The organism is Parablautia sp. Marseille-Q6255 (assembly GCF_951230155.1).
GTDB lineage: Bacteria > Bacillota > Clostridia > Lachnospirales > Lachnospiraceae > Choladousia.
The window spans coordinates 65,053-77,177 of sequence record NZ_CATNVD010000006.1 but is presented as its reverse complement, the minus strand read 5'-3'; the positions used below and the strand labels follow the sequence as shown (position 1 = coordinate 77,177).

At 49.0% G+C, this 12,125-nt stretch carries 10 protein-coding genes; all 10 read right to left on the bottom strand.

From position 1 onward, the window contains the following. Positions 1–34 precede the first annotated feature (34 nt). The 10 genes from QOX44_RS05895 to QOX44_RS05850 all read right to left on the bottom strand — a co-directional run bounded on the left by QOX44_RS05895 (position 35) and on the right by QOX44_RS05850 (position 12,034). A complete protein-coding gene (locus QOX44_RS05895; RefSeq protein WP_283682071.1) occupies positions 35–796 on the bottom strand; it encodes a peptidoglycan recognition protein family protein in 762 nt (253 codons plus the stop codon). 307 nt (positions 797–1,103) lie between these two features. Continuing rightward, entirely contained in the window at positions 1,104–2,558 is a 1,455-nt protein-coding gene (guaB, locus tag QOX44_RS05890) for an IMP dehydrogenase (RefSeq protein WP_283682070.1), read from the bottom strand. 116 nt (positions 2,559–2,674) lie between these two features. Then, positions 2,675–3,172, bottom strand: a complete 498-nt coding sequence (locus QOX44_RS05885; RefSeq protein WP_283682068.1) for a DUF6106 family protein — start codon at positions 3,170–3,172, stop codon at positions 2,675–2,677. Positions 3,173–3,208: 36 nt separating this feature from the next. Then, positions 3,209–3,892, bottom strand: a complete 684-nt coding sequence (locus QOX44_RS05880) for a hypothetical protein (RefSeq protein WP_283682067.1) — start codon at positions 3,890–3,892, stop codon at positions 3,209–3,211. Between the two features lie 108 nt (positions 3,893–4,000). Next, positions 4,001–5,620: a chaperonin GroEL gene (gene groL, locus QOX44_RS05875; protein ID WP_283682065.1), complete on the bottom strand. Its 1,620-nt coding sequence runs from the start codon at positions 5,618–5,620 to the stop codon at positions 4,001–4,003. 58 nt (positions 5,621–5,678) lie between these two features. After that, positions 5,679–5,963, bottom strand: a complete 285-nt coding sequence (locus QOX44_RS05870; RefSeq protein ID WP_283682063.1) for a co-chaperone GroES — start codon at positions 5,961–5,963, stop codon at positions 5,679–5,681. Positions 5,964–6,341: 378 nt separating this feature from the next. After that, on the bottom strand, positions 6,342–7,121 hold the full coding sequence (gene codY / locus QOX44_RS05865; protein WP_283682061.1) for a GTP-sensing pleiotropic transcriptional regulator CodY: 780 nt from the start codon (positions 7,119–7,121) through the stop codon (positions 6,342–6,344). 145 nt (positions 7,122–7,266) lie between these two features. Then, a complete protein-coding gene (topA, locus tag QOX44_RS05860) occupies positions 7,267–9,327 on the bottom strand; it encodes a type I DNA topoisomerase (RefSeq protein WP_283682046.1) in 2,061 nt (686 codons plus the stop codon). A gap of 51 nt (positions 9,328–9,378) precedes the next feature. Next, a complete protein-coding gene (gene dprA / locus QOX44_RS05855) occupies positions 9,379–10,467 on the bottom strand; it encodes a DNA-processing protein DprA (RefSeq protein WP_283682045.1) in 1,089 nt (362 codons plus the stop codon). A 43-nt stretch (positions 10,468–10,510) separates the two neighbouring features. Next, positions 10,511–12,034, bottom strand: a complete 1,524-nt coding sequence (locus QOX44_RS05850) for a YifB family Mg chelatase-like AAA ATPase (RefSeq protein WP_283682043.1) — start codon at positions 12,032–12,034, stop codon at positions 10,511–10,513. Positions 12,035–12,125 lie beyond the last annotated feature (91 nt).

The following is a 12,125-nucleotide window of genomic DNA, read 5'->3' as shown; positions in this document are numbered from 1 at the left end:
GGGCACGCTCTTTTCTACGCTCGCCTTTGCCAAATCACTGCGCCTGCTTTGCCGATCCCCGGCACTCTTCCACATACGCCATCACGTCGTCCCGGAATTTCTCCCACTTGTCCTCATGCTCCACATAATACAGCGGACATTCTTTTCCTGTCACATCATAATGGCGGATAATATCTTCCCGCTCCAGACCGTATTCTTCTACAAGATACGCCGTCAGCTTCATACAGGACTCATACGTCTCCTCCGTAAACTGCCCGGTCTCATCCAGATGGCAGTTCTCGATCGATACGGAAAGATGATTCATGGAATTGGACGCGTATGCGATCTCTCCCGGAGGAACACACTCGATGATCTCTCCCTCTATTCCCACGACAAAATTTGCACTCATGGATGTATTTTTCAGATCCTTCAGGCTTTCAAAATAATCATGGTTTTCCTGCGCCGTTGTTCTGGGATTCCCGAGATAGTGGATCACGACCTTCTCGATCGCGTCTACCTTTTCCCCGGGACGCGAATATTCATTGATCGTAAGCAGCTGTTCATCAATATCCGGTCTGGGTACTGCATTTACAGGCTCGGTCTGCCCTTCTGTCTCGATGCTGAGTTCATCTGCTTCCTCAAGCAGAAGATCCACATCCGTATCCTCCTTTGGGATCATACGAAATAAAAGTAATACCGCAAGCGCAGTGAGCAATATCGCCACGATCCACACTGCCACGTGATCCCATCGGATATGCCCGCCGTTTTTCCGGTCTCTTTCTCTGTTCCTTTGTATCTGATTCTTCCTGTTTCTCATGATCGTTACAACAACTCCAAATCTGAATTTCATTTACGCTTTAGTATACAACATTTTCTCTCCATACGCACCCCCTTTTTTCCGGTTTTCACATATTTCTTCTATATTCGACATCTTCACCTGAAAAAAACTGCTGTGCGCCGCATCCCGATGCACTGTCCAGGAGCACATTCCCAAAAGCGTCCAGGCCTTCAGTCATATGCTTACAAACAGCGCCGGTATACGTCACCCAGCAGTCTGTATCTCTCATTTTCTGTCTTACGGTTCTATGGCTATTGCCCTATCCGTCCAAGCACTCTGCGCACACTTACTGCTCTACGCTGTAATTCGGCGCTTCCTTTGTGATATGAATATCATGCGGATGAGACTCTTTCAGTGAAGCAGCTGAAATCTTTACAAATCTGCCGTTCTTCTTCAGCTCCTCGATCGACGGAGTACCGCAGTAACCCATACCGGAACGCAGACCTCCAAGAAGCTGGAATACTTCATCTTCTACGCTTCCCTTATATGCCACGCGGCCTTCTACACCTTCTGGAACAAGCTTTTTCGCATTTGTCTGGAAATAGCGGTCCTTGCTGCCGTTTTCCATCGCAGCGATCGATCCCATACCGCGGTACACCTTGTACTTTCTTCCCTGGAAGAGTTCAAAGGTTCCCGGACTCTCATCACAGCCTGCAAACAGACTTCCCATCATGCAGACGTTGGCTCCTGCCGCGATCGCCTTCGTCATATCGCCGGAGAACTTGATGCCGCCATCTGCTATGATCGGGATACCGTATTCATTCGCTACCTGATAGCAGTCCATAACAGCTGTGATCTGCGGTACACCGATACCTGCGACCACACGTGTGGTACAGATCGAGCCCGGCCCGATACCTACCTTGACTGCATCCGCACCCGCCTCGATCAGCGCTCTTGTCGCCTCTCCGGTAGCTACATTTCCTGCGATCACCTGCAGATCCGGGAATTTTTCCTTTACCATGCGCACACAGTTGATCACGTTTGCGGAATGGCCATGCGCACTGTCAAGCACTACCACATCCACCTGAGCCTCTGCAAGCGCAGCGGCACGTTCCAGCACATTCGCTGTAATACCGATCGCGGCGCCGCACAGGAGACGTCCCTTACCATCCTTTGCAGAATTCGGATACTTGATCTGCTTCTCGATATCCTTTATTGTAATAAGACCTTTCAGATTAAAGTTATCATCTACGATCGGAAGCTTTTCCTTTCTCGACTTGGCAAGGATCTTCTTTGCCTCCTCCAGCGTCACGCCTACCTTTGCCGTGACCAGTCCTTCTGAGGTCATCGATTCTTTGATCTTTTTGGAAAAATCCTCCTCAAACAAAAGATCACGGTTCGTGATGATACCGACCAGTCTGCCGTTTTCCGTGATCGGCACACCAGAAATACGAAACTTGCTCATCAGATCGTTCGCGTCCGCCAGTGTGTGCTCCGGTGAGAGATAGAACGGATCTGTGATAACTCCGTACTCGGAACGCTTTACCTTGTCTACCTCTTCCGCCTGCTGCTCGATCGACATATTTTTGTGGATAATGCCGATACCGCCCTGTCTCGCCATCGAGATCGCCATCCGATGCTCGGTTACCGTATCCATGCCGGCACTCATCATCGGAATATTCAGTTTGATTTTCTTTGTCAGCCACGTACTGAGATCTACCTGATTCGGGATTACCTCTGAATACGCCGGCACTAAAAGCACATCATCAAACGTAATTCCTTCGCCAATAATTGTTCCCATGTTTTTTCCTCTCTTTCTGAATAAGGTCTTTCGTGTCTTGCTGCTTTGATTAACTACTCTAACAAATTCGTTTTTCAATGTCAACTGCTGATTCACATTTTATACAGAAAAATTGACTACATAAGATTTACTTTTCTCGGAGCCATGCGGCGCATATCATTCAAAATCGCATCATTCAGCTCCACTTTGATCACATCGCGCTTTCCATCTTTATTATAGACCGCAATGTATTCATTTTTTTCATTCTTACCTGATGTGTAGTCCTTTATCTTTTCACTCCGGTAAGAATCCAGCGCATGAGACTTCGCCGGAGCGATCACTTCCAGCGTCTCCACATCATAGCTTGCAACCTTTTTGCGCTTCTGTCTGGAATAGATCACATCAATATCCAGTTCCCCGTTCACATAAAGATACTCATACTCCACATCCAGACGCGGGATCAGAAACATATAGGCCACAAACCCGACTGCGATCGCCAGCGCAAGGATCAGTGGATTCAGAAACATCGCCGCCAGTACCAAAAGCACCAGAAGTGCTATGATCCCGACCTTCAGCAGCTTTTTCCCAAGCGTCATCTCCTTTTTGACCAGAATTTCCTGATACAGATCACTCATTTTCTTTCCTCCTGTGAGTTTTTCTATGCTTATTTTTTATTTTTCCTGACTGCACAGCAGATAATCCACAAACGCAATGCTCATATCTGTATTCACCGAATTAGCCATCACTGCCGCATAGATCTTTCCTCCAAAATACGCGTTCTGACTCGCAAGCACCGGTGAGTCTGTGACCTCCACTGCGTAGCATGCTCCGCCTGCATCCTCCTCCAGACGTTCCTGCCACTGCTCCTTTTGCTCCGGTGTGAGTAATCCTGAAAGATCCATCAAGAATCCATCCTCCAGATATGTCTCATATGCCAGCTCATCCAGAACCACGACATCTATCGCCTGCGCCCCGATCAGCGTAGTCAGCTTCATCTGCTCCGCCATACTGCTCTGTGACTGCGGCGCATCTTTTCCCTCTTCTATAAGCGTTGTATTTACTGTCGCCACCTGATGCTTATCCAGTCCGCCGACATAGTCCGCAAACTCTGCCGACATCTCCTTCGCATCTACTTCCATTGCATTGCAGTTTACAAGATATGCCTGCAGCACTTCCTCGATCTGCATATTCTGGAATATGGTCACACCAATATGTATCAAAAGGATCAGCCCTATCAGGAGCGCCATCTGAGCCTTATAATAATCCCACACGTAGCCGATCCGCTCTTTCCATGTCATCTTGGACAATTTTTTCAGCTCTTTCTTCACGCTGTCCCGCCATGTGCCGTCTTCCATCTGTCTCTCCTTTTCGGATATTTTTAGGTATTCCGACGGATATTGTAGCACAAAAGAGGGTAAACGTCTATTGTTTACCCTCCTTTTTAGATTTTATTTAGATTTAGATTACATCATTCCCATGCCCGGGTTTGCCGGCATTGCCGGTGCATCTTCTTTGATATTTCCTACTACAGACTCTGTTGTCAGCAGTGTGGATGCAACGCTCGTTGCGTTCTGCAGTGCGCTTCTTGTAACCTTTGCCGGATCAAGGATGCCTGCTTTTACCATATCTACATACTCTTCTTTGTATGCGTCAAATCCTGTGCCAACCTCAGACTCACGTACCTTATTGATGATAACAGAGCCCTCCAGACCTGCATTTGCTGCGATGTGGTACAGCGGAGCTTCCAGAGCTTTCAGAATGATCTTCACGCCTGTCTTCTCATCGCCCTCCAGCTCATCTGCCAGTTTGGCAACCTTATCTGCAGCATGGATGTATGCAGAACCGCCGCCTGCGATGATTCCTTCCTCTACTGCTGCTCTTGTAGCTGCAAGCGCATCTTCCATACGCAGTTTTGCTTCCTTCATCTCTGTCTCTGTAGCAGCACCTACACGGATCACTGCAACACCGCCTGCCAGTTTTGCAAGACGCTCCTGAAGCTTCTCTTTGTCAAACTCAGATTTTGTTGTCTCGATCTCTGCTTTGATCTGAGCAACTCTTGCAGCGATCGCATCTTTATCACCAAGACCGTCTACGATGATCGTGTTCTCTTTCTGAACCTTTACAGATTTTGCTGTTCCGAGCATCTCCAGTGTAGCTTCTTTCAGCTCAAGACCTACTTCCTCGGAGATCACGCGTCCGCCTGTCAGGATCGCGATATCCTCAAGCATTGCTTTTCTTCTGTCGCCATATCCCGGAGCCTTTACGCCTACTACCTGGAACGTACCACGCAGCTTGTTGAGGATCAGTGTCGTAAGTGCCTCACCCTCGATATCCTCTGCGATGATCAGCAGCTTCTTGCCAGACTGAACGATCTGCTCAAGCAGCGGAAGGATCTCCTGGATATTGCTGATCTTCTTGTCTGTGATCAGGATATACGGATCATCCAGAACAGCTTCCATCTTCTCCATATCTGTTGCCATATATGCGGAGATATAACCTCTGTCAAACTGCATACCTTCTACAAGGTCAAGCTCTGTCTGCATTGTCTTGGATTCCTCGATCGTGATAACGCCGTCACGGGAAACCTTCTCCATAGCGTCAGCTACCAGCTCTCCTACCTTCTCATCACCGGAAGAAACAGCTGCTACTCTTGCGATCTGCTCCTTGCCTGTAACCTTCTGGCTCATTGCCTTGATCGCCTCTACTGCTGCATCTGTTGCCTTCTTCATTCCTTTTCTGAGAACGATCGGGTTTGCGCCTGCTGCCAGGTTCTTCATTCCTTCATTTACCATAGCCTGAGCCAGTACTGTTGCTGTTGTTGTACCGTCGCCTGCTACATCGTTTGTCTTAGATGCAACTTCCTTGATGAGCTGTGCGCCCATGTTCTCAAATGCGTCTTCCAGCTCGATCTCCTTTGCGATCGTCACACCGTCATTTGTGATAAGCGGTGATCCGAACTGCTTGTCAAGAACTACGTTTCTTCCTTTCGGTCCTAATGTCACACGTACCGTATCTGCCAGTTTATTTACTCCACATTCCAGAGCTGCTCTTGCGTCAGCGCCAAATTTGATTTCCTTTGCCATTGTAATCAGCCTCCTGTTTTATTTATACGAATTGTTGTCCTTCTGCCGTTTCCTGTATTTACTCCACAACTGCAAGAATATCGCTCTGTTTTACGATAATGTACTCTTCCTCGCCAAGCTTTACTTCATTTCCGGCATATTTTGAATAGATCACCTTATCGCCTGCCTTAACCTGCATGGTCACTTCTTTTCCGTCAACCATACCGCCCGGTCCGACTGCGATCACTTCCGCTTCCTGCGGCTTCTCCTGTGATTTACTTGTCAGGATGATACCTGATTTCGTTGTCTCTTCTGCTTCGAACTGCTTTAATACAACTCTGTCTCCTAACGGTACTAATTTCATATTTAATTCCTCCTTAGATGAAAGTTCCTCTTCACTTTATTAGCACTCATTTAAGTCGAGTGCTAACGAACATCCTTATATTAGTTAAAATATGTAAATATTGCAACTTCTATTTTGGTTGTATATTACCTGTTTTTATCTCTAATCCTTTTATTTTCTTTATTTATCTTTGTTTTTCTTATGTTTTCTTTTTCTTGTAGAAAATCTATAGAAAACCGTCTTGCAGCATGCAGGAGAACAGCTCAAATACAACATGCAGAATACGGATACGACAGCGGAAATAAAAAAAGAGGGAATATTGCAAACTGCTGTTCCCGGCGGATTCTGGATACCGTCGGAATACCATCTGCAATATTCCCTCTTTTACGCTTCATGCTTTCATAATCTTGTTTTTTTGATCTCTTCCAGTTCGTCGAACACCACATCATTGAGTACTTTAATGTAAGTACCCTTCATCCCCGATGACCGTGATTCGATCACCCCTGCACTTTCAAACTTGCGCAGCGCATTAACGATCACAGAGCGTGTAATGCCGACTCTGTCTGCGATCTTGCTCGCAACAAGGATCCCTTCTGTTCCATCCAGCTCATCAAAAATGTGGATGATCGCTTCCATCTCAGAAAAGGACAGTGTACTGATCGCAGATTTTACAATCTGTACTTTTCGGTTTTCTTCGGCATTCTCCTCGTTTACCGAACGCATCATCTCAAGTCCTACCACCGTCGTCCCATATTCACTGAGTATGATATCATCAATATCATACTGCTCTGCGTATTTATACATAAACACAGTGCCAAGACGCTCTCCCGCAATGTCGATCGGATTAATGATCGCCTGGTATTTTCTGATATTCTCTCCCTCAAATCCAAGCGTTTCCAGATTGACATTTTCTTTCGTAGAGAGGACTCCAAGAAGCCGTTCGTTCAGCATTGGATCAATATGACCGCCGACGCGATCAACGATCAGTTCTTTGATCTCTTCCACACCATCGCATACTCCAACGCCAAGCACCTTTCCTTTCCGGCTGATAACGAGAATGTTTGAATTCAAAATGCCGGTCAGGACATCACAAATATCATTGAACACTACTTTACTCGTATTGTTGTTATGTAACAACTGGTTAATCTTTCTGGTCTTATCCAATAATTGAACGCTCATCACAGGCCTCCTTCGCATATTATACAGTTAATTCTCGTTTCATTTTATGATACCATGAAATTTTCAGAAAATCAACAGATATTATGATTATTGGCGGCATTTATTAGAAAACTTACTCTTTTCTTTATTTTTTCAACTATTCTTTCTATTTCTCACTGATATATCCGCAGGTCTTATCCGCACATACGACACGATTTCCCTTTTCTACCATGTAGCCGCCGCACTGCGGGCACTTCTGCACTACAGGCTTCTGCCAGGACATGAACTCACATTCCGGATTTCCCTCGCATCCGTAATATCTCCTGCCCTTTTTTGTCTTACGGATCACAACATCTTTTCCGCACACCGGGCAGGGAACCCCTATCTTTTCCAGATATGGCTTCGTATTGCGGCAGTCCGGGAATCCCGGGCAGGCAAGAAACTTTCCATGAGGTCCGTACTTTACTACCATATTGCGGCCGCACAGATCACAGACCACGTCTGTCACCTCATCCTCGATCGTCACCTTCTCCAGATTCTTCTCTGCCTCTTTTACCGCCTCATCGAGATCCGGATAAAAGTTTTCCACAACAGTCTTCCAGCTGATCGTTCCTTCCTCAATAGAGTCCAGCAAAGACTCCATATTCGCAGTAAAGCTCACATCCACAATACTCGGAAACGCTTCCTTCATAATATTGTTGACAACCTCTCCGAGCTCTGTCATATAAAGATTTTTATTTTCTTTTGCCACATACCGGCGCGCAATGATCGTAGTGATGGTCGGAGCATACGTACTCGGACGTCCGATGCCCTGCTCCTCCAGCGCCCGCACAAGAGAAGCCTCCGTATAATGAGCCGGCGGCTGCGTAAAGTGCTGCTCTGCCTCGATCCCCATCTCAGAAAGCTTCATCCCCGGCTCTATTTTCCCGGCGATCACATTGTTTTCCTCTTTTGTCTCACTGCTTTCTGTATATACGGTACGAAAGCCTTCAAAGGCAACTCTGGAAGCCGCTACGGTGAAGCGGTAGCCGCCTGCCTGGATCTTTACAGATGTCGTCTCATATCGGGCCGGGGCCATCCGGCTCGCCATAAAACGTTTCCAGATGAGCTGATAAAGCCGAAACAGATCACGGCTCAGTAATTCCTTTACACTTGCCGGAGTACGGCTGACATCTGTCGGCCGGATCGCCTCATGTGCATCCTGGATCTTTTTGCCACTGGTCTGTGCCGTTCTTTTTTCCGCGACAAACTCACTGCCATACTGACTGTCAATATATTCTCTCGCTGCCTGGTCCGCTTCTTCAGAGACACGAGTGGAATCCGTACGGAGATACGTGATCAGCGCAACTGTCCCGCTCCCTTTAAGCTCTACTCCTTCATAGAGCTGCTGTGCCAGACGCATGGTTTTCTGTGTGGAAAAATTCAGCGCATTGGCTGCCTCCTGCTGCAGAGTACTTGTCGTAAACGGGAACGGCGCCTTTTTTGTACGCTCTCCTTTTTTCACCTCGTCTACAAGAAACTCCGACTGCCTGATCGCTTCTACGATCTCGTTTTTCCGCGCTTCTGAATCGATCGTTTCCTTCTTGTCCGTGCCATAAAACTTCGCCGTCAGCGGCTTTTTCTCTCCCGGCGCCAGAAGCTTCACATCAAGCGACCAGTATTCCTTTGGAATAAATGCGTTGATCTCATCCTCACGGTCTCCGATGATGCGCAGAGCGACCGACTGTACACGGCCTGCACTCAGTCCCCGTTTTACCTTCTGCCACAGCAGCGGACTGATCCTGTATCCCACCATCCTATCCAGCATACGGCGCGCCTGCTGTGCATTCACCAGATCCATATCGATCGGACGCTCATGCTTTAAGGATTCCTTGACGGCAGTCTTGGTGATCTCATTAAATGTGATCCTCCTGCGTTTCTTATCATCCAGCTTGAGTGCCTCCGCCAGATGCCAGGAGATCGCTTCTCCTTCACGGTCCGGGTCAGTTGCCAGATAAACCTTGTCCGCCTTCTTTTCTGCTTTGCGCAGCGCGGCAAGAATATCCCCCTTTCCACGGATCGTAATATATTTGGGCTCATAATCATGCTCCACATCAAAGCCGAGCTGGCTTTTTGGCATATCTCTTACATGTCCGTTCGATGCAAGCACCTCGTAATTAGAACCAAGAAATTTTTTAATTGTTTTCACTTTTGCAGGCGACTCTACGATCACCAGATATTTCGGCATAGCCATTCCCTCCATAAACAGCGCCGCTGTGTCTGCATTTTCTAAGGAAAATCATACACGCACATAATAATTTCGCTGTGTTTCTTTTGCCAGTCCCTTCATCTCCAGCGCCAGCAGCGCATCGCCAAGCTCTGCCAGAGACAATGCGGTGCATGCTTCAAGCTCCCACAGACTTCTGGACTGCAAACCGAGACTACTATACACTAATTTTTCCGCCGGTGCAAGTGCAAAATCTTCCGATAATTTATTTCTTTTCTTTTTATAGCCTGAAAAATTCGTATCCATAAATGTTTCAACAGACAACAGTACATTCGCGCCCTGAGCTATCAATTCATTGCACCCCTCACTCAGCTCATCCTGAGGGCGCCCCGGAACAGAAAAAACGGTACGCCCCTGCGCCGCGGCAAATCCGGCAGTGATCAGCGAACCGCTTTTTTTACGCGCCTCGATGACTGCCACCACATCTGACAGGCCGCTGATGATCCGGTTGCGCGCCGGAAAATGCATCCGCAGCGGTCTGGTTCCCGGCGCAAGCTCTGAAAGAACGCCGCCGCTCTTCACCAGACGCTCCAGAAGAAGCTGGTGCGATGCAGGATAACAGACGTCAACGCCACACCCCAGTACGGCAAAACTCTCTCCGCCTGCCTCCAGAGCCGCCCACTGCGCCGCTCCATCGATCCCGTAGGCGGCTCCGCTCACCACCGCCCCTCCTGCGCGCGCGATCTCTTCTGCAAGCTGCTCCGCCAGCTCCTTTCCCCGATACGTACACAGCCTCGCTCCCACGATCGCAACACTTTTTTTCTGTCCGTCCGGCAGCCGCCCACGGTAAAAAATCCCATACGGTCTGTCCTCAAGCTCCAGAAGCTTCTGCGGATATTCTCTGTGCCTGCAGCTTCTAAATAGTATTCCCTTTTCTCTGTTTCTATGCGCGATTTCCTCCGGTGAACCTGCTGCGCGAAACTCCAGTACCTTTTTTACAAATGCACAGCCCCTCTTTTGCAAATGAGAAAGCTCTGCCTGTGAAGCACAGTATACCCCCTGCGCACTCCCAAAACAGCGCAGCAGTATCTCCTGCTGCGTCCGATACAATCCGCTGATACTGCAAAGCCACTCCCAGTACAGCTCCAGATCCTGTCCCATATACGCTCCCTGTATCCTCCCCCTGCATGCGCTCCGCTTCTCCCTACATCAGCGCTTCTGCCGGCCGATACAAAAGCGCTTCACTGATATGCTTCATCTCAATGTGCTCTGCTTCCTCCAGATCTGCTATCGTCCGTGCGACGCGGATCATACGATGATACGCTCTGGCGGTCAGGTGCTTTTGCTCATATATCTGCCTTAACTGCCCCTGCGCTTCCTGCGGAAGAGGACAGTACTCCCGAAGAGCAGCCGCAGACAGATCTGCATTAAACCGGAAGCTGCTGCCTTTGTATCGGCGTGACTGGATCTCATGCGCCCGCAGTACTCTTTTTCGTATGGCTGCCGTTTGCTCTTCCTTCGCATCGCCCGTCAGCTCGTCATAGCGCATCGGATGGACCATGACATGCAGATCGATCCGATCCAGCAAAGGCCGGCTGATCCGGTGAAGATAGCGCAGCACCTCTCCTTCGCTGCACCGACAGCGCGTCCGGTCAGGAAAATACCCGCAGCGGCACGGGTTGCGGGAAGCAACCAGCATAAAATCCGCCGGAAATACATACTGCCCTGTATTTCTTGAAATGCGCACCACGCCCTCCTCCATCGGCTGGCGCAGGATCTCCAGCGCCTCCGGCTGAAATTCTGCGATCTCATCCAGATATAATACTCCCCGGTGCGCCAGGCTGATCTCGCCCGGACGAGGCACCGCTCCTCCCCCGGACAGGGCGACTGCCGAAGCTGTATGATGCGGCATCCGAAACGGCCGCTCTGTCAGTATCCCCGCAGCCGGAAGAATACCTGCCACACTGTGTATCTGAGAAACCTCCAGAGCCTCTTCCGGCTCCATCGGAGGCAGGATCCCCGGAATCCGTCTGGCGATCATCGTTTTGCCTGCTCCGGGAGGACCGCCCAGCAAGAGATTGTGCATCCCGGCGGCAGCAATCTGGGCTGCCCGCTTTGCCATCCGCTGCCCTTTAATATCTGCAAAATCCGCCGCACACCCGGTTCCCTTTTCCCGGAAAATTTCTTCTATATTAGTACGTGTCTGTACCAGCTGACGCTGTGTCGTAAAGTGATCCGCTACCGCTTTTAAATGATCGGCTCCAAGTACTGTAATCCCGCTGATCGCGGCGGCCTCTCCTGCATTTGCCGATGGAACAATACAGATCCTGCATCCGCTTCGCCGCGCCTCCCTCACCATACCAAGAACTCCGCGAACGGCATGGATACTCCCGTCAAGTCCCAGCTCTCCGGCCAGAAAAACGCCATCCAGACACGTTCCCGGCACACAGCCGTATGCAGCCAGCACTGCCACCGCGATCGGCAGGTCAAACCAGGAGCCTGATTTTCGGATATCTGCGGGGGAAAGATTGACCGTCACCTTTTTCGGCAGCAGCTTATAGCCGGAATTTTTTAATGCGATCCTCACACGGTCCTGCGCCTCACGTACCTCAGACGCAAGATATCCAACCATAGAAAACTGCGGCAGTCCGTCTGATACATCTGCTTCGACAGATATGATCCTGCTGTCTATCCCGTGCAGAGCCGCCGAATTTACCTTACTGAACAATGTACATCCCCTCTTTTTACCGGCTTCTCTCCCATGTTCCCCAGTTATTGTGCAGCAATATTCATCTATATATTTTATGTTGCTTTTATCA

Bases quoted from the DNA above. Each gene is read 5' to 3' on its own strand.
- topA (WP_283682046.1), bottom strand. From the start codon at position 9,327: ATGCCGAAATATCTGGTGATCGTAGAGTCGCCTGCAAAAGTGAAAACA.
- dprA (WP_283682045.1), bottom strand. From the start codon at position 10,467: ATGGGACAGGATCTGGAGCTGTACTGGGAGTGGCTTTGCAGTATCAGC.
- codY (WP_283682061.1), bottom strand. From the start codon at position 7,121: ATGAGCGTTCAATTATTGGATAAGACCAGAAAGATTAACCAGTTGTTA.
- QOX44_RS05895 (WP_283682071.1), bottom strand. From the start codon at position 796: ATGAGAAACAGGAAGAATCAGATACAAAGGAACAGAGAAAGAGACCGG.
- guaB (WP_283682070.1), bottom strand. From the start codon at position 2,558: ATGGGAACAATTATTGGCGAAGGAATTACGTTTGATGATGTGCTTTTA.
- QOX44_RS05880 (WP_283682067.1), bottom strand. From the start codon at position 3,892: ATGGAAGACGGCACATGGCGGGACAGCGTGAAGAAAGAGCTGAAAAAA.
- groL (WP_283682065.1), bottom strand. From the start codon at position 5,620: ATGGCAAAGGAAATCAAATTTGGCGCTGACGCAAGAGCAGCTCTGGAA.
- QOX44_RS05870 (WP_283682063.1), bottom strand. From the start codon at position 5,963: ATGAAATTAGTACCGTTAGGAGACAGAGTTGTATTAAAGCAGTTCGAA.
- QOX44_RS05885 (WP_283682068.1), bottom strand. From the start codon at position 3,172: ATGAGTGATCTGTATCAGGAAATTCTGGTCAAAAAGGAGATGACGCTT.